The organism is Acidovorax kalamii, from assembly GCF_002245625.1.
GTDB lineage: Bacteria > Pseudomonadota > Gammaproteobacteria > Burkholderiales > Burkholderiaceae_C > Acidovorax > Acidovorax kalamii.
In genome coordinates this window covers 188373-208889 of the sequence record NZ_NOIG01000004.1, presented here as the reverse complement: position 1 = coordinate 208889, position 20517 = coordinate 188373, and the positions used below count along the sequence as shown (strand labels likewise).

Sequence of the window (20517 nt, the reverse complement as noted above, 5' to 3'; positions counted from 1 at the left end):
CCTCCTTACCGCACCACCAACTTCGTCTGGTCATACACCGGCTGCTCCGGCAAATCCGCCAGGTGCCGCACATCGGCCCAGTCCAGCACCTCCACCGCCTCGCCGCTGACCCGCACGCGGTTGAGCCCCGCGTTGGGGATGTCGCTCTGGCGCGGGCCGTCCAGCCCCGTGCCGCGTGCAGTGCGCCAGATCATGTCGAGCACGCCGCCATGGGTGACCACCATCACGGTCTGGCCGCTGTGCTGCTGGGCGATGCGGTAGACGGCGTCCATCACGCGAGTGTGGAACTGGCGGGTGGTCTCGCCGCCGGGCATGCCGTAGTCGGCTTCAAAACGCAGCCACTGGTTCCATGCGTCGGCATGTTCCTGCTTGACGTCGTCCACGCGCTTGCCGTCCACCACGCCAAAGTTTTGCTCGCGCAGGGCGCTGTCGGTGAGGGTGTCGATGCGGGCCTCAGGGAACAGCACCTGCAGGCTGGGCGTGGCGGTCTGCTGGGTGCGGATGAGGTCGCTGCAGATGAGGTGGTGCACCACGGGGCGCTCTGCGGCCAGACGTTCGGCCAGGCGGCGGGCCTGTTCGTGGCCGGTGGCGTTGAGGGGTACGTCCACATGGCCCTGAAAGCGCAGCTCGCGGTTCCAGTCGGTCTCTCCGTGGCGGATCAGGATCAATTCAGTCATGCGTGCCATTATCGAATGTACACACATGATTGCAAGGTTTTTTGGCCGCTACCGCGCTTCCAGCAAGCCTTAATAGCTATTATTTTTATAACAAAACAACGGCGGACTCTACCGCATGGGCACGATGAGTACCTTGCGGCGCGGCTGGCAGCCAGGGCCCTCGTAGGCGGCGCTGTCCTGTTCCCAGCCTGGGCCGGGCGAGGTTTGCGCGCACACACGCTGGCCATCGACCAGGCTACGCCAGTAGTACCAGGGCGCGGGGGCGGCCTGTACCAGCAGCGGGGCCAGCAGAGCCAGGACTAGCAAGCGGCGGGGGACTAAAGACATGGGCATGCAATGCATCTGGCAATGTCCCTCCATGCTACGCAGGCCGCGCCGCATCAATGCCAGGAAAAGCGGTGGAATGGCCGGTCACGGCTTTTCAGCCGTCACGATCCAGCCTTCCAGTGGGTCGAGCCCCGGCGGCAAACCATAGAGCGCGTTGCCCTCGGCATGGCGCTGCTCGGCCCAGGCGGCCTGCAGCAGGCACAGCACGGCGTCCAGACTGTCACCGCTGGCGTCCTGCACCAGCGCATCGCGCTGGGCGTGGCTGAGCTTGAGGCGCAGGCCCAGGCGGGTCTGGCCCAGTTCCAGCGTGTTGACCAGGTCCTTGCGGGCGATGAGGCGGTCGGGGGTCTGCTTGGCGCGGTCGTCGCTTTTGTAGCTGCGCCGCTGCAGCACCTCGCGCGCGAGCAGGCCGGGGTAGGCCTCCAGCGCCACGCGGCGGGGGTCGCCTGCGCGCAGGCCAGGCAGGTGCACATCCGCGTCCAGCAGAAGCGGCAGGCCCGCGTGCAGCATGTAGGCCACGGGCGGGTTTACCCATTTCATTGAGGGGCTGGAGCCTGCGGGCCCGTCGGTGGCGCGGTGGGCAAACTTGCCGCCCACGGGGCGCGCATCGCAAAACGCCGCAAACTGCGCGCGGATCTGCTCGCGGCTCAGGCTGCGGTAGTGCTGCATGCAGGCGTGCCAATCGGTGGGCCAGCCCAGCGCCTGGACCAGCTCGCGCGGCAGGCCGAAGGGCAGGTCAAAACCGCCCACCCAGTCGCCGGGCTGCGCCAGCCACTGGCCGAATGCGGCCAGGGTGTCGAAGGGCTGCAGCGCGGTGAGCGCCACGCGCGCGCCCTGGCGCTGGCCCAGCGCCAGCACGATGGGTTTGCGCCGCGTGGGGCTGCTGGAGAAATCGCAGCCCAGCAGCAGGGGTTGTTGTGCGGCAGCTGTCATCCCAATGCCAACGCCGTGACGCCTGCCGCAATGCACAGCGCGCCAAAGATGCGCGCCACCCGGTCACCTTCACCCAGCAGATGCCCGCCAATCAGCGCAGCAAACAGCATGGACACCTCGCGCGCCGGGGCCACGTGCGACAGGGGCGCCTGCTGCATGGCGTACAGCACCAGCACATAGGCCACGGGGCTCACCACCGCCACGGCCAGGGCAAAACGCCACTGCGCCAGCCACAGCGTGCGGGCCATGGGCAGGTCGCGCAGCACCACGGGCGCCAGCAGGCCCACGCGCACAAAGTTGCCCATGTAGTCCACCAGGATGGGCGACATCAGCAAAAACTTGACCGCATAACCATCGACCACCGTGTAGCTGGCAATGAAGGCCCCCGTGAGCACCCCGTAGGCCATGCCCTTGTGCACCCGTGCACGCGCGGCAGGGTCGTGCGCGGCACGCAGCAGGCCCGGGCCGCCCGCGATCAAAAACACGCCCCCCACCACGCCCACGATGCCCAAAGCGCCCAGCGCAGAGATCTGCTCGCCCAGCAGCGTGATGGCCACCAGCGACGACAAGAGCGGCCCCGAGCCCCGCGCCAGCGGGTAGACCACGGTGAGGTCGGCCACGCGGTAGCCGCGCAGCAGGATAACGAAGTAAGCCACATGCAGCAGCCCGCTGGCGGCGACAAAACCCCACTCCACCGCGCCCCACAGCGGCACGGCGTCGCGCCCCAGGTACCAGCCTAGCGGCGCCCAGACGACCATCATGATCACCGAGGTGAAGAACGCAAACCGCGAGTCGCCCCCGGCCTTCTTGGCCACGATGTTCCAGCACGCGTGGATGAGGCCGGCGAGGATGATGAGGGCGAAGGCGGTGAAGGTCACGGGTAAAGATGGAGCGGCTTGAATGCAAAAAGCCGCAGCGCTTTGAGGCCGCTGCGGCTGGAGTACAAGCAGTTAAAAAGTGGGAGTGATTGGCGTAGCGAGCGGCCTCAGCCTGGGTTGAGGAACGCAGCCGCACTCCCGTGCGGCGAGTACCGCAGGCCCGAGATGTGGCCGCGCAGTAGCCAAGCGCCCCACTTTTCAGGCGCGACCAATGATCGACGCCGTGGCCATCAGCTCTTCGAGCAGCGCATAAGACACCTTGCCCGACACCGCATACGGGTCCAGTTCAGGCTTCTCCGAATACTTGAGCAGGATGGAATGGTTGATCTTGGAAAGATTGACCTGCCCCATGGTCCAGCCGCCAAAACGCCGCTCGGAGATTTCCTCGTAGTGCAGCAGCTCCACATTCTTGTGGCGCGGGTCTTTCTGGATGTGGCCGTACAGGTCGCTCACGGCCGAGCGGCCACCTTCGATGGCCTGCAGGAACACGCCGCCGCCATAGCACAGCACCCCGGTGATGCCGCAGCCCGGGTTGTGCTGGCGCGACTGCGTCAGGATGGCTTCGATGGCGGCGGGAGAGGTGTCCACCGCGCGGCTGGCATAAAGCAGGCGTACCAACATGGCTTAGTTCTTTCCGGGGATGAGGGACAAAAATTCGCGACGCAGCGCGCTGTCCTTGAGGAACACGCCACGCATCACGGAGTTGATCATCTTGCTGTCCATCTCGCGCACGCCGCGCCAGGACATGCAGAAGTGGCTGGCTTCCATCACGATGGCGAGGCCGTCGGGCTGGGTCTTTTCCATGATCAGGTCGGCCAGCTGCACCACGGCTTCTTCCTGGATCTGGGGGCGGCCCATGACCCAGTCCACCAGGCGCGCGTACTTCGACAGGCCGATCACGTTGGTGTGCTCGTTGGGCATGATGCCGATCCAGATCTTGCCGATGACGGGGCAGAAATGGTGGCTGCAGGCGCTGCGCACGGTGATGGGGCCGACGATCATCAGCTCGTTCAGGTGCTCGGCGTTGGGAAACTCGGTGATGGGCGGCTGCGCTACGTAGCGGCCCTTGAACACCTCGTTGATGTACATCTTGGCCACGCGGCGCGCGGTGTTCTTGGTGTTGTGGTCGCCCTCGGTGTTGATCACCATGCTGTCGAGCACGCCCTGCATCTTGGCCTCGACCTCGTCAAGCAGCTTCTCCAGCTCGCCGGGCTCGATGAACTCGGCAATGTTGTCGTTGGCGTGAAAACGCTTGCGGGCGGCGGCAAGGCGTTCGCGAATCTTCACGGAGACAGGCGTGCCTTCGTCATCCGGCGGGGTGGGCGTCATATCGGCGGCAGGTTGGCTGGACATGGCCGGAATCGTAACAGCGAACCGCGCTCTGCAGATTTCAAGGGTTTTAGGCCGTCTGCGCCTGTTGGATATACCTTGATAGCTATATTTTTTATAGCAACATCACAATGCGGGGCGCTACGCACCATCCACGGCCATCCAACGGGCGCGACCCAAGCCAGGGCAGCCGGGTGAGGGCTGCTCAAGGGCTGTGCCCTCTATCAATAGCGGTTGCCAGTCACCCACAGCGCCAGCCGCATCAGACCAAAGGCAATGCGGTCGAGCACGCGCTGGCGCAGCGGCCGGCCTGCGTAGCGCGCCGGGTCCATGCGGCGGCCCGCGTGCTGCATGGCGTGCACCAGGCGCTGGCGCAGGTCGGTGGCAAAGGCACCGTCTTCCACGACCACATTGGCCTCACGCGCCAGCAGCAGGGAGAGGGGGTCGAGGTTGGACGAACCCACCGTGGCCCAGGGCCGATCGCCCTGCGCGTCGATCACGGCCACCTTGGCGTGCAAAAAGCTGGGCGCGTATTCGTAGATCTCCACCCCCGCCGCCAGCAGCGCGCCATACACCGGCCGGGCCGCGTGGTACTGCATGAAGTACTCATAGCGCCCCTGCAGCAGCAGGCGCACACGCACGCCCCGGCGCGCGGCCATCACCAGCGCGCGGCGCAGCTTGCCGCCGGGCATGAAGTAGGCGTTGGCGATGATGATCTCGTGCCGCGCGGTGCCAATCGCACGGCGGTAGGCCTTTTCGATGCGGCTGCGGTTGCGCACGTTGTCGCGCAGCACCAGCGCGGCGCGCATGGGCGGGCCGGAGTCGGTGGCCGGGTCGGCCGCATGCCGGGCCTTGCTGGCTGCACGCAAGGCCTGCAGCGCCTCGGGCAGGCGGCGCTGCCGCGCATCGCGCACGGCCTGCATGCGCCACCAGAGCTGCTCCATGGTGTCGCTCGCGGCCGCTACCAGGCTGCCCGTGGCACGCACGGCAAAGTCAAACCGGGGAGCATCGAGCGTGCCGTGGTTGGGGTCGTGAAAATCGTCCAGTACATTGATGCCGCCGCAGAACAGCAGGCGGCCATCGACCACACACAGCTTGCGGTGCAGGCGCCGCCAGCGGTGGGGCAGCAGCAGGCCCAGGGGCCCCAGTGGCGAGTACACGCTGTATTGCACCCCGGCAGCCTGCAGCCGCGCGGCCCAGGCCTCGGGCAACGCGCCCGTGCCCACGCCATCCACCACCAGCTGGGTGCGCACGCCCCGCTGCGCCGCACGTATCAGCGCCTCGGCCACGGCCGCGCCCGAGCCGGTGAAGTCGAAAATGTAGGTCTCGAACTGGATGTCTGACAGCGCGGCATCCATGGCCTCGATCAGGGCCGGAAACAACTCCTCGGCGCCCTGCAGCAGGTGCACGCGGTGATCGTCCGAGAACTCCGTGCCACGGACCAGGGGCGGTTTCTTCTTCACGCGTTCACAGCCGGAATTCGGCAATCAGCGGCAGGTGGTCGGACATGCGCCACCAGATGCGGCCACGCGGCACATGCAGCGACAGGGGGGTGAGGCCCCGGGCATACACATGGTCCAGCTGGGTCAGGGGCAGCCGCGCGGGGTAGGTGAAGGCGCGTGGTTCCTCGAACTCGTACAGCGAAAACCCGCCCAGCATGCGCTTGAGCTGCTGCCCCCAGTCGTTGAAGTCGCCCGCCACAATCAGCGGCGCGCCGGGCGGCACCTCGCGGTCGATGAACCCCTGCAGGCGTTCGATCTGCCGCACCCGGCTGCCGGGGATGAGCCCCAGGTGCACCACGATCACATGCACATTGCGGCCATGGGCGTTGACCTCGACATGCAGCAGGCCGCGCTGCTCGAAGCGGTGGTCGGAGATGTCTTCGTGCTGGTGCCCGATCACGGGCCAGCGCGACAGCAGCGCATTGCCATGCTCGCCATGCTTGGTAAAGGCGTTGGTGCGGTACACCGCCTCGTAGCCCTCGGGCGCCAGGAACTCGGCCTGGGGCACATCGGGCCAGCGCTGAAAGTAGGCCGCCTCGCGCCGGTGCAGCTTGCGCACCTCCTGCAGGCAGACGATGTCGGCATCCAGCTGCTCCACCGCCAAGCCCAGGTTGTGAATCTCCAGCCGCCGCGCGGGACCGATGCCTTGCACACCCTTGTGGATGTTGTAGGTGGCTACCCGCAGGATGTCGTCGTGTTGCATGGTCCCAATTGTGTCGCAAGCCACGCGGGCAGCGGGTTTGCCCGACACCCACGGGCCGCCATGGGCCGGTACACTGGGGTTGTCTCCTTCACACCACATACAGGCCAGTTCAGCCCATGGCCACAGAGAACCGACAACCCGTCCCCCCACAGGTTCAGGCGCTGATTGTGGACAGCAATGCCACGTCACGCAGCATCCTGGTGGGGCAATTGCGCGAATACGGCGTGACCCGCATCGTGCAGTGCTCGCGTGTGCAGGACGCACGCAGTCGGCTGGAGCACACGGTGTTTGACTACGTGCTGTGCGACCAGTTTTTTGGCGATGCCAATTACTCGGGCCAGACCCTGCTGGACGACCTGCGGCGCGCACAGCTGCTGCCGTTTTCCACCGTGTTTTTTATGGTCACGGCCGAGGCGTCCTATGCCGCCGTGGCCGAGGCCGCCGAATCGGCGCTGGATGGTTACCTGCTCAAGCCCTTCACGCCCAGCGCACTGTTCGAGCGCCTGAGCCTGGCACGCCTGCGCAAGGTGCACCTCAAGCCCATCTTCGACGCCATCGAGGCCGAAGACTTCGAGCAGGCAGCCGCGCTGTGCGTGGAGCGCTTCGAAGCGCGCAAGCCCTACTGGCTGTACGCCGCGCGCATTGGCTCGGAGCTGCTGCTGCGCCTGGGCCGGCACGATGAGGCGCGCACGCTGTTCGAGGCCGTGATTGCCGCACGCGCCCTGCCCTGGGCCAAGCTGGGGGTGGCGCGCGCGCAGATCGAGTCGGGCCAGGCAGCGCGTGCCATCACCACCTTGCAAGAGCTGATCGGCGAAGACGCATCGTTTGCCGATGCCTACGACGTGCTCGGCCGCGCCCAGGTGGAGCTGGGCAACTTCGCGCAGGCCATCGAGACCTACCGCACCGCCAGCACGCTCACGCCCGACTCGGTGGTGCGGCTGCAGAAGCTGGGGATGATGTCGTACTACATGGGCGACCGAGAGACCGCCACCAAGGTGCTGGCCCGGGCCGTGGTGCTGGGGATCGACTCCAAGCTGTTCGACTACCAGTCGCTGGTGCTGCTGACCTTTGCCTACTACGCCGACAACGACCGCAAGGGCATTGAGCGCTGCATGGCCGACTTTGCGCGCATCCTGGAGCGGCACTCCGACAGCGCACGCATCCGCCGCTTTGCCGAGGTGGCGCGGGCGCTGCAGCTCATCCAGCAGCGGCAGTTCTCGCAGGCGGTGGAATCGGTGCGCGCCATGGCCCGCGAGATCACCACCGCCAGTTTTGACTTCGAGGCGGCCTGTAACCTGGGCAGCCTGCTGGCGGTGCTGGCCGTCACGTCCATCGAGTTGCCCGAGGGCGAAGGCTGGGTGCGCGCCCTGGGCATGCGCTACGCCAACACGCGCGGGCTGACCGAGCTGATGGCCAACGCCTGCAGCCTGCACGAACCCTATGGCGTGCTGGTGCGCGACTGCCTGCAGCAGGTCAACAAGGCCGCCGAAGTCGCCATGGCCCAGAGCCTGTCGGGCGACCCCGCAGGCGCCGTGCAGAACCTGTTGCAGCAGGCTGCCACCACCCTCAATTCGAAGCTGCTGGACCTGTCGCAGCAGGTGCTGCTGCGGCACGGCGCGCGCATTGCATCGCCCGAGCCGCTGCAGGAGGCCATTGATGCGCTGCGCCTGCGCATTGGCAATGCCCCCGCACGGGCCATCTTGGGACAGGACAACGAGCGGCGCCCCGGAGGGGTGGCCATCCGTTCACGCAATGCCGTGGAAGGCGCACCGGCTGCACCTCCCGTGCCCCCCGCAGGCGGCAGCGCCAATGGCAGTGATGACGCAGGGGAGCATGAAGGCACCGAGCCCGGCAGCGCCGCAGACAAGCTCCGTCTGCGCCCCTGAGGCCACACCAACCTCCACGTGCGGCGCACGCCCACCAATCCAGTCAAACGAACCGGAACGCGATGTTGCCCAGCGGCCCGTAGTCCGCATGGAAAGTGTCGCCCGCTGCAGCCGCCACGGGCCGCGTGAACGAGCCCCCCAGCACCACCTCTCCGGCCGCCAGCCCCTCGCCATACGGCGCGAGCTTGTTGGCCAGCCAGGCCACGCCCGTGGCGGGGTGGTTGAGCACGGCGGCCGCCAGGCCCGACTCCTCGATCACCCCGTTCTTGTAGAGCAGCGCGCCGCACCAGCGCAGGTCCACCGCATCGGGCCGCACGGGGCGCCCGCCGGTGACGATGCCCGCATTGGCCGCGTTGTCGGAGATGGTGTCGAAGACCTTGCGCATCACGCCCGTGTGGCGGTCGTGCTGCTCGATACGCGCGTCGATGATCTCGATCGCAGGCACCACATACTCGGTGGCGGCCAGCACATCGAAGATGCTCACCGGGGGCCGCCCCGGCTCGCCGCGCAGCGGCTTGTTGAGCACGAAGGCCAGCTCCACCTCCACGCGCGGCAGGATGAAGCGCTGCATGGGGATGTCGCCGCCCTCGGCAAAGAACATGTCGTCCAGCAGGGTACCGAAGTCGGGCTCGGTGATCTGGCTGGCCACCTGCATGGCGCGCGAGGTCAGGCCGATCTTGTGGCCGCGCACCGTGCGCCCCTCCGCGATCTTCATCGCCACCCAGGCGCGCGAGATGGCATAGCCATCCTGCACCGTCATGCCGGGGTGGCGCTTGGAGAAATGCTCCACCTGCACGCGGGTCTTCTCGGCCTGGTGCAGTTCGCTGGCCAGTTGCTGGATCAGTGGGTCGTCAAGCATCGGGGCACCCTCAGGATTCGGCGGTGAAGCCAATGGCCTTGACGATGGGCCCCCACTTGTCCCCATCGGCCTTGAGCAGAGCCGCCAGCTCGGCGGGGCTCGACGAGCGCGCCTCCAGCCCCATGGCGGCCAACCCGGCGACCACATCCTTGTCGGCCAGTGCCGTGCGGATGGAAGCATTGGCCTTTTGCACCACCTCGGCAGACGCCTTGCCCGGCAGGAAAAAACCGAACCACTCGCCATAGACCATGTCCTGCAAGCCCTGTTCGACCAGAGTACCGACGCCCGGCACGAACCTGTTGCGCGTGGCACCTGAGGTAGCAAGCACACGCAACTTGCCGCCCGAGAGGTGCGGCAAAAATTCGCCCACCGGTGCCGAGACGGCCGCGATCTGCCCACCCAGCAGGTCCAGGATGGCGGGCTGAGAGCCACGGAAGCCCACGTGGCGCATGTCCACCTTGCCCGCACGGCTGATCAGCTCGCCCACAAAGTGGGGCACCGAGCCCGGCGCGGGCGAGCCGAAGTTGGCGCCCGTGGGGTTGGCCTTGCACCAATCGAGGAACTCGGGCACGGTCTTGACCGAGGCGGGCACCTGCGGGCCCACGGCAAAGCCCATGTCGAACACCACGCCCAGCGAGACCGGGGTCACGTCGGCCACGGGGTCGTAGGGAAGCTTCTTGTAGGTATGGGGGTAGATGCCCAGCATGGACATGGGCGTGACCAGCAGCGTGGCGCCGTCGGCCGGGGCGGCCTTGAGCGTGGTGATGGCGATCTGCCCGCCCGCACCGGTCTTGTTCTCCACCACGGCGGACTTGGCATAGCCGCCCGTGATCTGCGTCGCCACGCGCCGCGCCAGCGTGTCCACCGTGCCACCCGCAGCAAAGCCCGCCAGGATCTTCACGGTCTCCAGCGCCTGGGCCTGGGCCAGGAATGGCGTGCCGCCCGCCGCACTGGCCAGGGCCCATTGCAGAGCGTCGCGGCGCGACAGGGATGTGGAAGGGATCATGGTTTGTCTCCTGTTAGTGGTTGTGGGTTACTTCTTTGCGGCCTGCCGGTAGTTGGCCTTGAGGTGCTCGGGCACGCGCTCGTCGAAGCCACAGGCCACGCGCCGCACCTCGGGGCTGTCGGTGGGCTGGTGGCCCACGCCCAAGGCCGAGGCGCGCGGCGCGGCGATGGCGACCACCGTGCCCGCCAGGCGACCCAGGCCGGTGATCTCGCACTCCACCCGATCGCCCGGGTCCACGGAGCGTGAATGGCAGGGCGTGCCCATGAGGATCACGTCGCCCGGCACCAGGGTGATGTGGCGCGCAATGTCGGCCACCACGTAGTGCGGGCCCCAGATGGTCTCGTCGCCGATGTGCGCCTCCTGCACCACCAGGCCGTTGCGGTAGGTGCGCAGCGTCTGCTCGAACAGGCTCACGCCGCGCACGATGCCCGGGCCGATGGGCAGCAGCGTGTCCGCTCCCTTCACGCGCAGCATGCTGCCCTGGTCGGTGTCGCGGTAGTTCTGCAGGCCCATGTCGAGCGCAGGGCAGAAGCCCTCGATGTAGTCCCAGGCCTCGTCGGGCAGCACGTTGCGGCAGGTCTTGCCGATGACCACGGCGTACTCGCCCTCGTAGTTCAGGTACTGGCTGTCGGCGGGCTTGTGGATCTCGCAGCCATGGCCGTTGACCGAGGTCGGCGGCTTGGTGAAGTAGGTCGGTGTCTCGGTGGGCTTGGGCTGATTGCGCGTCTCAAAACTGCGCGAGCTGTACGAGATGTGCACGGCGATGACCTTGCTGGGCGAAACGGGCGGCAGGTGCTGCACGCACGCCGGATCGATCACGCGGCCATCGTCCAGGCGCAACAGGCCCCGCTGCGCCCCCTCTTCCACGATGGTGCCCCAGCAGGCGCTGCCGCCCGCCAGCACACGGCGGCGCTCGACGCGCGGGCCGCGCATCACGGCGGGCAGTTCGGTGATCGGGAATTCGAAGTTCATGCCGCCACCTTTGCCGTTGCTTCGCTCGATCCACCATCGAACCACATGTGTACATTGCCCGTGCCGCGTGCGTTCTCGTACTCCGACAGGGCCACGCCCCGCGCCCGGCAGTTGGCCCCGCCCATGGCGCCCAGCATCTGCAGGTAGTGGGCGCCGAAGGCCTCCCAGGGCATCTTGCGGTACTCGTCCTGCCAGCGGTCCAGCACCATGTCGTGCCGGCCCTGCTCCATGAGCGCGATGGCGCCCTTGTCGCTCACGATGTTCTCGGGGCGCGAGACATTGCTCTCGTGGAAGATGCGCGGGTGCTTGGGCTTCCAGTCGATGGGGTTGAACTTGTGGCTGAGCGCGCCCGAGGCCAGCAGCAACACGCGCAGGTCGCTGCGGCGCACGGCTTCGGCAATCGCCTCGCCCGATTTCAGGAAGTGGCGCCAGTCGCAGTTCTGGCACGAGCTCACGGTGACCACGGGCGTGTCGCTGCGCTCCAGGCGCAGTTGCTTGACCAGGTTGATGGTGGCGTACTGCTTGCCCAGGTCGGGGTGGTTGATGACCCGGTTGTAGCCCTTCTGTTCGCGCGAGACGGCCTCGATGGCCAGGGCCAGGTCCGGGTGGCCCCGGTAGTCGTAAGGCACGCCATGCAGGTACCAGGGCATCTCGTCCGAGATGTAGGTGCCCTGGTAGCGCGGCGCCCCGTCCACCAGGTGGTAGCCCGTGGTGAACCAGTGCGAGTCGAAGATGATCGCCACGTCGGGCCGGGCTTTTTCGATGCGCTCGCGCAGGCGCGCGTAGCCGGGGATGAGGTCCGAGTCGGCCCCCGCGCCCTGCAGCACGCGGAATTCCTCGCACTGCATCAGGCCGGGGTGGTGCGAGACGATGGCGGCGCCAACGATGCTTCCCATGGTGTGTGTTTCCTCTGGATATGGTTTAGCGGTGGCTGAAGCTGGCGCGGAAGGGCTTCTTGGGGATCACAACGTCCTTGATGTCGCAGAAGAACTCAAAGCTCCAGTCCCCGCCCTCGCGGCCCACGCCGCTGCGCTTGATGCCACCGAACGGCGCGGCCAGGTCGCGGATGCCGAAGCTGTTGACCCAGATGAAGCCGGTGCGCACCTGCTGCGCCACGGCGCTGGCGTGTTCCGTGGCGCCGTAGCACACGCCGCCCAGGCCGTAGTCCGTGCCATTGGCCAGGGCGATGGCCTCCTCGTCGCTGTCGAAGGCCTGCAGCGTGAGCACCGGGCCGAAGACCTCGTTCTGCACGATCTCGCAGTCCTGGCGCACGCCAGTGAGCAGCGTGGGCTGGTAGTACTGCGCGCCGAAGGGGTGGTGCGCGCCGCCCCAGAGCAGCGTGGCGCCATCGGCCACGGCGCGCTGCACGAAGCCGTGCACGCGCTCGACCTGGCGCGGGTGGATGATGGGGCCGACCTCGGTGGCCTCCTCGCGCGGATCGCCCACGGTGAGCTTCTCTACGTAGCCACGCAGCGCCGCCACGAAGGCATCGTGCACCTTGCGGTGCACCAGGAAGCGCGTGCCCGCCAGGCACACCTGGCCGGCGTTGCGGTACATGAGTGCGCCAGTGGCTGCGGCATTGTCAATGTCGGCATCCTCCAGCACGATGAAGGCCGACTTGCCGCCCAGCTCCAGGCTGCAGGGCACGAGGTTGGCGCCGGCCGACTGGGCGATCCACTTGGCCGTGGGCACCGAGCCGGTGAACGAGATGCGCGCCAGGCGCGGATCGCTGACCAGGCGCGCACCGGTGCTGGCGCCTGCGCCCTGCACAATGTTGAACACCCCGGGCGGCAGACCGGCCGCGTGCGCGCAATCGGCCAGCAGGCTGCTGGTGAGAGGCGCCCATTCCGGCGGCTTGACGATGACGCAGTTGCCAGCAGCGAGGGCCGGGCCCAGCTTCCAGGTGGCCAGCATCAGCGGCGCGTTCCAGGGCGTGATGATGGCGACCACGCCGGCCGGGTCGTGGCGCACGATGTGGGTGGCCTGCTCGGTCTCGATGGGGCGGTCCTGCAGGGTCAGCGCATGCTCGGCGAACCAGGTGATGTTGAGCATGGCGCGCGGCACCACGCCATGCTTCATGCGCGAGAGCAGCACGCCCGCATCGTTGGATTCGAGCGCGCAGAAGGCCTCGGCGCGCTTTCCGATCTCGGCGGCAAAGCGGTCCAGATAAGGTTTGCGCTCGGCCGCCGTGAGCGCACTCCAGGCGGGAAAGGCGCGCGCCGCTGCGCTGACGGCTGCGTCCACATGCGCGGGCGAGCCTTCGCTGATGCGGCCCAGCAGCGCCTGGTCGATGGGCGAGTGCAGATCGAAGCGCATGTCGGACGCCACGCGCTGGCCGTCGATGTAGTGGTGGGGCGATACGGCAATGCCGGCGACGTTCAGGGTCTCGGTGCTCACGGGGTTCTCCGGTCAGACAACAAAGCAAAGGGGTCGAGTTGCCTGCCCCCTGTCGTCGCGGAGTATCTGTAGCCCCTTGCCTGACCACAATCAATGCTTTCTTACGGATTGTGAAGATGATCTAATGAATGACACCACCGCGATCTCCCCCCATGTCCCTGCCCCATTTCACGCTGCGCCAACTCGAAGCCTTCGTCACTGTGGCCGAGATGCGCAGCTTCACGGCCGCCGCCGACCGGCTGGCGCTCACGCCGTCGGCGGTGAGCCAGCTGGTGGGCGAGCTGGAGGATGTGCTGGACTTCAAGCTGTTCGAGCGCAGCACGCGCCGGGTGGGCATCACCAGCGCGGGGCGCGAGTTCCTCGCATCGGCCGAATCGGTGCTCAAGCACCTGCGCATAGCGCAGACGGCCGCGAGCGATGTACGCAACCGTGCGGCCGGGGTGGTGCGCATTGCGGCCCCCCTGGTGGTGGCCAGCGTGATCCTGCCCCGCGCCATCAAGGCCTACCAACAGACGCGGCCCAAGGTGCGCATCCACATCCGCGATGCGCCGGTGGAGAAACTGGTGGACGCCGTGGCCAGCGGCGACGCCGACCTGGCACTCGGGCCGGACCGCGCCTGCGGCGAAGACATCGCACGCACGCCCTTGTTCCAGAGCCCCTGGGTGCTGTGGTGCGCCCCCACCCACCCGCTGGCGCGCCAGCGCAGCGTGACCTGGGCCCAGCTGCACGCCCACCCGCTGGTGGCCGCCGGGCGCGACCACGAACGCAGCGTGGCCCAGATGCACACCGGCCTGCCCAGCGAGCAGCGCGTGACACCGGTGGAGATCGTGGACAACATCTCCACCGCGCTGGGCCTGGCAGCGGCCGACGTGACGGCCACACTGGCCCCTGACTATGTGGGCGCGCTGGCCAAGCCCCTGGGCCTGGTGCGGAGGCGCATTCTTGCGCCTGAAGCTATGCGCTATGTGTGCCTTTACAGCCCCACGCAGCGCGCCACCTCACCAGCCGCCGAGGGGTTTGCCGAACATTTGGTCAAGGTGCTGGCAAAGCAGCAGTGAGTCGTAGCCCCATCGGCCAGCCCGCAGCCGCAGCACTTCAAACAAAGCGCGGCAACAAGAGGCAAGCCTCGGCATTGGAAGCGGAAAAACAGCGGTCGGCTGCCTCACGCCAGGGCAGCCACTCGAACGCCACATGCTCACGCGGGCTCAGCACCACCGCCGTACCGGCGGGCACACACAGGCCGAACACCCGCTCGCGGTTGAACACCACGCCGGGTGCATAGCGGTGGCGCCACTGCGGCCAGATGTCGTAGATGTTCTCCAAGCACCAATCGGTGAGCACGACGCCGCAGCCGCTGGTGTCGATACCGGTTTCCTCGCGCACCTCGCGCACAGCCGTGGCCTCCCAGGCTTCATCCAGATGGTCTTTGCTGCCGGTGACCGACTGCCAGTGGTTGCCACCGTCGGCACGGTGCAGCAACAGCACATCGAGCGCGGGGGTATGGATCACCACCAGCACGGACTCGGGGATCTTGAAGGGCCGCTGTTGTTCCATCGCCGCCTGGGCAAGTCAAGGCTTGGTTTTCGTGGCCACCGGGGGCGGCAGCTCCTTGGCCTGCAGGGCACGCACCTGCACCACCAGCTGGTTGTGCGCGTCCAGGAAGGCGGCCGCGATCACCTTGCCTTCGTTGGTGTTGCTCCAGCCCGCACCCGCCGCGCCGCCCAGCTTGCCGAACACTAGGCCGCCCACTCCCAGGTCGGTGGTGCGGGCAGAGCCGGTCGCGGCCGCCACCTGTTCGGTGGTTTCGTTGTCGGACAGCAGCAGCGCCGTCTGCGCCTCCTTGAACTTGACCTGCTCCACCAGCCCGGCCAGACCGGCGATGTCACGCAGCACCGGGATCATGGCGATCACGCCAGCGAGCCCCCGCCCGGCGTCCTGCTCGCTGAAGGTGAGGCTGGGCGTGAGCGTGTACTGCGCCTCATAGCCCTTGCCCTTGGTCACCGTGGAGTTGTTTTTGCGCAGGATGCCGGAGTCCTTGAGATCCTGCTCCTGGATGGTGCCGCGCAGGCCCGCCGCACGGTCCACCACGCGGAAGCACCCACTTTGCTGGGCCAGCAGCTTGACCAGGGGCACGGGCGAGGACGGCAGCTGGTAGCCCGAGCCCATGGTGTAGCCGTTCGGGTTCTCGGCCAGCGCCAGTGTGGCCACCGGGGCTTCGCAGCGCACCAGTTCCTTGGCAGCGTTCTGCGCACCCTGGGGGCCCGCCGAGCCGGTGACCACCGAGCCGCCCTGCCCCAGTTCGGTTTTCTTCTCACCGCAGCCCGCCAGGGCCAGCAGTACCAGAGCGGCGGCAACCGCCCGCAACGCATGGGAACGCATGGAGAACTTCCTTTGAGCGCCAGCCAGGGCTGGCCAATAAAAAAGCGGCGCGGGCGCCAGGCCCGTGCCGCTTTGTGATGCGATGCCCCAGGAGAGCGCATCTGCAATGATCGACAGATCCGAAAAACGCCCCGGATCAGGCGGCCTTGATGGCGTCCGGGTTGCGCAGACGGATGTGCAGCTCGCGCAGCTGCTTCTCGTCCACGGGCGAAGGCGCCTGGGTCAGCAGGTCCTGCGCGCGCTGGGTCTTGGGGAAGGCGATCACGTCGCGGATCGACTCTGCACCCGTCATCAGCGTGATCAGGCGGTCCAGACCGAAGGCCAGGCCACCGTGAGGAGGAGCGCCGTATTGCAGCGCGTCCAGCAGGTAGCCGAACTTGGCCTGTGCGTCTTCGGGCGTGATCTTGAGCGCATCGAACACCTTCTTTTGCACATCGGCGCGGTGGATACGCACCGAGCCGCCACCCAATTCCCAGCCGTTGAGCACCATGTCGTAGGCCTTGGCGATGCACTTGCCCGGGTCCGTGTCCATCAGGTCTTCGTGGCCATCCTTCGGCGACGTGAAGGGGTGGTGCACTGCGGCCCAGCGGTCGTTTTCTTCGTCATGCTCGAACATGGGGAAGTCCACCACCCACAGCGGCGCCCAGCGGTCTTCGAACAGGCCGCCCTTCTTGCCGAATTCGCTGTGGCCGATCTTTAGACGCAGCGCGCCGATGGCGTCGTTGACAATCTTTTCCTTGTCGGCACCGAAGAAGATCAGGTCGCCGTTCTGCGCGCCCGAGCGCTTGAGGATCTCGGCCAGCGCTGCATCATGGATGTTCTTGACAATGGGCGACTGCAGGCCATCGCGGCCCTTGGAGAGGTCGTTGATGCGGATGTAGGCCAGGCCCTTGGCGCCGTAGATCTTCACGAACTCGGTGTAGGCGTCGATCTCGCCGCGGCTGATGCCGCCGCTCTCGGCCGAGCCCCCGGGCACGCGCAGCGCCACCACGCGGCCGCCCTTCATGTTGGCAGCGCCGGAGAACACCTTGAACTCCACGTCCTTCATCACCTCGGTCAGCTCAGTGAATTCGAGCTTCACGCGCAGGTCGGGCTTGTCGGAGCCGAAGCGGAAGGCCGCCTCCTGGTAGGTCATGATGGGGAATTCGCCCAGGTCCACTCCCAGCTGGGTCTGGAACACCTCGGTGATCATGCGCTGGAAGATGGCGCGGATCTCTTCCTCGTTCAGGAACGAGGTTTCACAGTCGATCTGGGTGAACTCGGGCTGGCGGTCAGCGCGCAGGTCTTCGTCACGGAAGCACTTGGTGATCTGGTAGTAGCGGTCATAGCCGGCCACCATCAGCATCTGCTTGTAGAGCTGGGGCGACTGGGGCAGCGCGAAGAACTGGCCGTCGTGCACGCGGCTGGGCACGAGGTAGTCGCGCGCGCCTTCGGGCGTACTCTTGCCCAGCATGGGGGTTTCGATGTCGATGAAGCCTTCCTTGTCCAGGAAGTTGCGCACCTGGATGGCGGTCTTGTAGCGCAGCATCATGTTGCGCTGCATGTGAGGGCGGCGCAGGTCCATCACACGGTGCGTGAGGCGTGTGGTTTCCGACAGGTTCTCGTCGTCCATCTGGAACGGCGGCGTGACGGACGGGTTGAGGACTTCCAGCTCCTTGGCAAATACTTCGACCTTGCCGCTCGAAATCTTCTCGTTGAGGGTCCCAGGCGTACGGGCCTTGACCTCGCCCTTCACCTGGATGCAGAACTCATTGCGCATGCCTTCGGCGCGCTTGAACTGCTCGCCGAGCAGGTCGGGGTCGCACACCACCTGCACGATACCTTCGCGGTCGCGCAGGTCGACAAAAATCAGTTGGCCGTGGTCGCGGCGACGGTTCACCCAACCGCAGAGGGTGACGGTTTGGCCCATAAGGGCTTCGGTCACAAGACCGCAATAGTGGGAACGCATGGCCATGGCAGAAACTTCCGGCGCCCGAGTGGCGCGTTAAAAGGGATTCACTTACTGGGGGAAACGAGCGTGGGGTCTGCAGGAGCGACCACGCCCATCGAAACAATGTATTTGAGGGCGGCGTCCACGCTCATCTCGAGCTCGACGCAGTCGCTCTTGCGCACCATCACGAAGTAACCCCCCGTGGGGTTGGGTGTCGTGGGTACGTACACACTCACGAATTCGTCACGCAGGTAGGCGGCCACTTCGCCATTGGGGGCGCCGGTGACAAAGGCCACCGTCCAGACGCCCTCACGGGGCCACTGCACCAGAACTGCCGTGCGAAAAGCGTTGCCGCTTTCGGAGAACAGCGTGTCGGACACCTGCTTGACGCTGGAGTAGATGGAGCGCACCACCGGGATGCGGTGCACCAGGGCATCGCCCCACTGCACCAGCTTGCGGCCTGCAAAGTTGCTGGCGATGGCGCCCACCACCAGCAGGATCAGCAGGGTGAGCACCACACCAAAGCCAGGCACATGCACACCCAGCAACTTGTCGGGATGCCATGCGACGGGCAGGATCTGCAGGGTCTGGTCGAGCGTGCTCACAATCCAGTTGAGCACCCATGCCGTGATGACACCAGGAACGATGACCAGAAGACCCGTCAACAGCCATTTGCGCAGGGCAGCCATGCCGGTCCTTAGCTCGACGAAACAGAAGATGCAGAACTGCCACTGGCGCCTGATGCGCTTGGGTTGGCAGCTTCTTTTTTAGGAGCATCGCTGGTGCTGGCGGATGCAGCCGTCTCGGAGGTGCTCGCCGACTTGGCTTCTGTGGCAGGCGCAGAGTTGCCCCCGTTACCACCCCGGAAATCGGTCACATACCAGCCCGAGCCCTTGAGCTGAAAGCCTGCCGCCGTGACCTGCTTGGAGAAGGCCTCTGCGCCGCAGGCGGGGCATACCGTGAGGGGCGCGTCAGAGATTTTTTGCAGCACATCCTTGGCATGGCCGCAGGAGCCGCATTTGTAGGCGTAAATAGGCATGTCAGTGTGTTGAGGGAAAGTGCAAAACCCTCAATTATAGGCGGCATGCCCACCCCTCAACCCCCATGCCCCGGGCACAGGGGCGGGGCATTCAGCGGGCGCTGCCTTCGTAGTGGGTGACGTGGCCCTTGTGGTCCTCGATCCACTGTGGCGCCAGAGAGCCCCCCACCATCCCCACCAGCGCGGCCAGCACACCGGCCAGTTGCTGCGGGAAGGCCTCCGACAGCATGGGACTGGCCACAAACAGCAGCCAGACCCCCAGGCCCATCGCCACCGCAAGCAGCGCCCCCTGGGTCGTCGCACGCTTCCAGTACAGGCCAAAAACCAGCGGCACAAAGGCGCCCACCAAAGGCACCTGGTAGGCACCGGACACCAGCTCATAGATCGAGGTGCCCTGCATGGTGATGGCATAGGTCAGCACACAGGCCGTAAACACCAGCACCGAGATACGCATGGCCTTGAGGGTCTGCTGGTCGGTCATGCCGGGGCGCAGGTTGTGCAGGATGTTCTCGACAAACGTGGTCGAGGGCGCCAGCAGGGTAGCCGACGCCGTGGACATGATGGCCGACAGCAATGCGCCAAAAAAGGCCACCTGCAGCATGATGGGCATGCGCTCCATCACCAGCGTAGGCAGCACCTTCTGCGGATCTTCATTGAGCAGCGTCTGCGCTGTCTCGGGCATCACCAGCACGGCGGCCGTCACCACAAACATGGGGATGAACGCAAACAGCAGGTACAGCACGCCGCCAATCACGGGGCCTTTACGCGCAGTTTCGGCACTGTTGGAGGACATCACGCGCTGGAACACGTCCTGCTGCGGGATGGAGCCCAGCATCATGGTGATGGCGGCGGCAATGAAGAAGGTCCACTCCTTGAGCCCCCCGCTCGGGAAGAACTGGAACTTGCCTTCGCGGGCGGCGTACTCCACCACCTTGCCCGCGCCACCGGCCAGGTCGGCAGCAAACCAGGCAATGGCCAGCAGCCCCACGCCAATCACGATCATCTGCACAAAGTCCGTCATGGCCACAGACCACATGCCGCCATACAGCGTGTAAATCAGCACCACCAACGTGCCGATGACCATGCCCATGGTGACCGACACGGCCCCCTGCGTGAGCAGGTTGAAGACCAGGCCCAGGGCGGTGATCTGCGCCGCCACCCAGCCCAGGTAGCTGAACATGATGATGGCCGAGCAGGCCACCTCGATCACCCGCCCGTAGCGCTGGCGGTAGTAATCGCCCAGCGTGATCAGGTTCTTCTGGTAGAGCTTGTAGGCAAAAAAGAACCCCACCAGCACCAGACACATGGATGCGCCGAAGGGATCTTCGACCACCGCCCCCAGGTTTCCGCTGACAAAGCGGGCCGACACCCCCAGCACGGTCTCCGATCCAAACCAGGTCGCAAACGTGGTGGCGATCACCACCGCCAGGGGCAGGCTGCGCCCCGCCACCGCATAGTCGGCCGTGTTGTGCACGCGGGTCGCGGCATACAGGCCCACACCAATCGAAATCAGCAGATACAGAACGATGAAAGACAACAGCATGGTGCCGCTCCGAAGCTCCAAGGGGGTTGCGAAATAAACAGGACACGCAGCGAGCACATCGTGCGGCCGCGCGGCTGTACCGGGAAGACCGAGGGGTTCTGGCCCCTTCTCCAAATTCGTAACAAAAGTTGCTGCGGATTATGAAGGCAACTTTTGT

At 66.4% G+C, this 20517-nt stretch carries 21 protein-coding genes; 2 read left to right on the top strand and 19 right to left on the bottom strand.

Features of this window, described 5'->3' with window-relative positions:
• Positions 1 to 5: 5 nt before the first annotated feature.
• The 8 genes from CBY09_RS04055 to CBY09_RS04020 all read right to left on the bottom strand — a co-directional run bounded on the left by CBY09_RS04055 (position 6) and on the right by CBY09_RS04020 (position 6349).
• Positions 6 to 677, bottom strand: a complete 672-nt coding sequence (locus CBY09_RS04055; RefSeq protein WP_094286684.1) for a histidine phosphatase family protein — start codon at positions 675 to 677, stop codon at positions 6 to 8.
• Positions 678 to 785: 108 nt separating this feature from the next.
• A complete protein-coding gene (locus tag CBY09_RS04050) occupies positions 786 to 1004 on the bottom strand; it encodes a hypothetical protein (RefSeq protein ID WP_094287976.1) in 219 nt (72 codons plus the stop codon).
• Between the two features lie 84 nt (positions 1005 to 1088).
• Entirely contained in the window at positions 1089 to 1937 is an 849-nt protein-coding gene (locus CBY09_RS04045) for a DUF429 domain-containing protein (protein WP_094286682.1), read from the bottom strand.
• A complete protein-coding gene (locus tag CBY09_RS04040; RefSeq protein ID WP_094286680.1) occupies positions 1934 to 2815 on the bottom strand; it encodes a DMT family transporter in 882 nt (293 codons plus the stop codon). The genes CBY09_RS04045 and CBY09_RS04040 overlap by 4 nt, the downstream gene beginning before the upstream one ends.
• Before the next feature lie 198 nt (positions 2816 to 3013).
• Positions 3014 to 3436 carry a BLUF domain-containing protein gene (locus tag CBY09_RS04035; protein ID WP_063459884.1) on the bottom strand — a complete coding sequence of 141 codons (423 nt, stop codon included), beginning with the start codon at positions 3434 to 3436 and terminating at the stop codon, positions 3014 to 3016.
• 3 nt (positions 3437 to 3439) lie between these two features.
• Positions 3440 to 4168: a GTP cyclohydrolase I gene (gene folE / locus CBY09_RS04030; RefSeq protein WP_094286678.1), complete on the bottom strand. Its 729-nt coding sequence runs from the start codon at positions 4166 to 4168 to the stop codon at positions 3440 to 3442.
• A 200-nt stretch (positions 4169 to 4368) separates the two neighbouring features.
• Entirely contained in the window at positions 4369 to 5607 is a 1239-nt protein-coding gene (gene clsB, locus CBY09_RS04025; RefSeq protein ID WP_205734086.1) for a cardiolipin synthase ClsB, read from the bottom strand.
• A 4-nt stretch (positions 5608 to 5611) separates the two neighbouring features.
• On the bottom strand, positions 5612 to 6349 hold the full coding sequence (locus tag CBY09_RS04020; protein ID WP_094286659.1) for an endonuclease/exonuclease/phosphatase family protein: 738 nt from the start codon (positions 6347 to 6349) through the stop codon (positions 5612 to 5614).
• A 116-nt stretch (positions 6350 to 6465) separates the two neighbouring features.
• On the opposite strand from CBY09_RS04020, the gene CBY09_RS04015 reads away from it, so the two are divergent.
• Positions 6466 to 8235, top strand: a complete 1770-nt coding sequence (locus CBY09_RS04015; RefSeq protein WP_094286657.1) for a response regulator — start codon at positions 6466 to 6468, stop codon at positions 8233 to 8235.
• A gap of 43 nt (positions 8236 to 8278) precedes the next feature.
• Here the strand turns inward: CBY09_RS04015 and hpaH are convergent, their stop codons facing one another.
• The 5 genes from hpaH to CBY09_RS03990 are packed head-to-tail and all read right to left on the bottom strand — an operon-like array spanning position 8279 to position 13469.
• Positions 8279 to 9094, bottom strand: a complete 816-nt coding sequence (gene hpaH / locus CBY09_RS04010; protein ID WP_094286655.1) for a 2-oxo-hept-4-ene-1,7-dioate hydratase — start codon at positions 9092 to 9094, stop codon at positions 8279 to 8281.
• A 10-nt stretch (positions 9095 to 9104) separates the two neighbouring features.
• The gene (locus CBY09_RS04005; protein WP_094286653.1) at positions 9105 to 10100 is read right to left on the bottom strand and encodes a Bug family tripartite tricarboxylate transporter substrate binding protein; all 996 of its coding nucleotides are present in this window, start codon (positions 10098 to 10100) and stop codon (positions 9105 to 9107) included.
• A 27-nt stretch (positions 10101 to 10127) separates the two neighbouring features.
• A complete protein-coding gene (locus CBY09_RS04000; protein WP_094286651.1) occupies positions 10128 to 11072 on the bottom strand; it encodes a fumarylacetoacetate hydrolase family protein in 945 nt (314 codons plus the stop codon).
• Positions 11069 to 11968: a DODA-type extradiol aromatic ring-opening family dioxygenase gene (locus tag CBY09_RS03995; protein WP_094286649.1), complete on the bottom strand. Its 900-nt coding sequence runs from the start codon at positions 11966 to 11968 to the stop codon at positions 11069 to 11071. The genes CBY09_RS04000 and CBY09_RS03995 overlap by 4 nt, the downstream gene beginning before the upstream one ends.
• 25 nt (positions 11969 to 11993) lie before the next feature.
• Positions 11994 to 13469, bottom strand: a complete 1476-nt coding sequence (locus CBY09_RS03990) for an aldehyde dehydrogenase family protein (RefSeq protein WP_094286647.1) — start codon at positions 13467 to 13469, stop codon at positions 11994 to 11996.
• Between the two features lie 152 nt (positions 13470 to 13621).
• On the opposite strand from CBY09_RS03990, the gene CBY09_RS03985 reads away from it, so the two are divergent.
• A complete protein-coding gene (locus CBY09_RS03985; RefSeq protein WP_094286645.1) occupies positions 13622 to 14527 on the top strand; it encodes a LysR family transcriptional regulator in 906 nt (301 codons plus the stop codon).
• Between the two features lie 37 nt (positions 14528 to 14564).
• Here CBY09_RS03985 and nudB read toward each other — a convergent pair whose 3' ends face one another.
• The 6 genes from nudB to CBY09_RS03955 all read right to left on the bottom strand — a co-directional run bounded on the left by nudB (position 14565) and on the right by CBY09_RS03955 (position 20360).
• Positions 14565 to 15023, bottom strand: coding sequence for a dihydroneopterin triphosphate diphosphatase (gene nudB / locus CBY09_RS03980; protein ID WP_094286643.1), 459 nt, complete (start codon positions 15021 to 15023; stop codon positions 14565 to 14567).
• Positions 15024 to 15038: 15 nt separating this feature from the next.
• Positions 15039 to 15848 (bottom strand): CsgG/HfaB family protein, encoded by an 810-nt coding sequence (locus tag CBY09_RS03975; RefSeq protein WP_094286641.1) that lies wholly within the window; start codon positions 15846 to 15848, stop codon positions 15039 to 15041.
• Positions 15849 to 15984: 136 nt separating this feature from the next.
• On the bottom strand, positions 15985 to 17802 hold the full coding sequence (gene aspS, locus CBY09_RS03970) for an aspartate--tRNA ligase (RefSeq protein ID WP_094286639.1): 1818 nt from the start codon (positions 17800 to 17802) through the stop codon (positions 15985 to 15987).
• Between the two features lie 41 nt (positions 17803 to 17843).
• Positions 17844 to 18467: a DUF502 domain-containing protein gene (locus CBY09_RS03965; RefSeq protein ID WP_094286637.1), complete on the bottom strand. Its 624-nt coding sequence runs from the start codon at positions 18465 to 18467 to the stop codon at positions 17844 to 17846.
• 8 nt (positions 18468 to 18475) lie between these two features.
• On the bottom strand, positions 18476 to 18817 hold the full coding sequence (locus tag CBY09_RS03960) for an FmdB family zinc ribbon protein (protein ID WP_094286635.1): 342 nt from the start codon (positions 18815 to 18817) through the stop codon (positions 18476 to 18478).
• A 91-nt stretch (positions 18818 to 18908) separates the two neighbouring features.
• A complete protein-coding gene (locus CBY09_RS03955) occupies positions 18909 to 20360 on the bottom strand; it encodes a high affinity choline transporter 1 (RefSeq protein ID WP_094286633.1) in 1452 nt (483 codons plus the stop codon).
• Positions 20361 to 20517: the final 157 nt, after the last annotated feature.

Coding starts and splice junctions, on each gene's coding strand:
- CBY09_RS03985 (WP_094286645.1), top strand. CDS start 13,622: ATGTCCCTGCCCCATTTCACGCTGCGCCAACTCGAAGCCTTCGTCACT.
- CBY09_RS03975 (WP_094286641.1), bottom strand. CDS start 15,848: ATGCGTTCCCATGCGTTGCGGGCGGTTGCCGCCGCTCTGGTACTGCTG.
- CBY09_RS04000 (WP_094286651.1), bottom strand. CDS start 11,072: ATGAACTTCGAATTCCCGATCACCGAACTGCCCGCCGTGATGCGCGGC.
- folE (WP_094286678.1), bottom strand. CDS start 4,168: ATGTCCAGCCAACCTGCCGCCGATATGACGCCCACCCCGCCGGATGAC.
- CBY09_RS04055 (WP_094286684.1), bottom strand. CDS start 677: ATGACTGAATTGATCCTGATCCGCCACGGAGAGACCGACTGGAACCGC.
- CBY09_RS04035 (WP_063459884.1), bottom strand. CDS start 3,436: ATGTTGGTACGCCTGCTTTATGCCAGCCGCGCGGTGGACACCTCTCCC.
- CBY09_RS04005 (WP_094286653.1), bottom strand. CDS start 10,100: ATGATCCCTTCCACATCCCTGTCGCGCCGCGACGCTCTGCAATGGGCC.
- CBY09_RS04050 (WP_094287976.1), bottom strand. CDS start 1,004: ATGTCTTTAGTCCCCCGCCGCTTGCTAGTCCTGGCTCTGCTGGCCCCG.
- nudB (WP_094286643.1), bottom strand. CDS start 15,023: ATGGAACAACAGCGGCCCTTCAAGATCCCCGAGTCCGTGCTGGTGGTG.
- CBY09_RS03995 (WP_094286649.1), bottom strand. CDS start 11,968: ATGGGAAGCATCGTTGGCGCCGCCATCGTCTCGCACCACCCCGGCCTG.
- hpaH (WP_094286655.1), bottom strand. CDS start 9,094: ATGCTTGACGACCCACTGATCCAGCAACTGGCCAGCGAACTGCACCAG.
- CBY09_RS03955 (WP_094286633.1), bottom strand. CDS start 20,360: ATGCTGTTGTCTTTCATCGTTCTGTATCTGCTGATTTCGATTGGTGTG.
- CBY09_RS04020 (WP_094286659.1), bottom strand. CDS start 6,349: ATGCAACACGACGACATCCTGCGGGTAGCCACCTACAACATCCACAAG.
- aspS (WP_094286639.1), bottom strand. CDS start 17,802: ATGGCCATGCGTTCCCACTATTGCGGTCTTGTGACCGAAGCCCTTATG.
- CBY09_RS04045 (WP_094286682.1), bottom strand. CDS start 1,937: ATGACAGCTGCCGCACAACAACCCCTGCTGCTGGGCTGCGATTTCTCC.
- CBY09_RS04015 (WP_094286657.1), top strand. CDS start 6,466: ATGGCCACAGAGAACCGACAACCCGTCCCCCCACAGGTTCAGGCGCTG.
- CBY09_RS03960 (WP_094286635.1), bottom strand. CDS start 18,817: ATGCCTATTTACGCCTACAAATGCGGCTCCTGCGGCCATGCCAAGGAT.
- CBY09_RS03965 (WP_094286637.1), bottom strand. CDS start 18,467: ATGGCTGCCCTGCGCAAATGGCTGTTGACGGGTCTTCTGGTCATCGTT.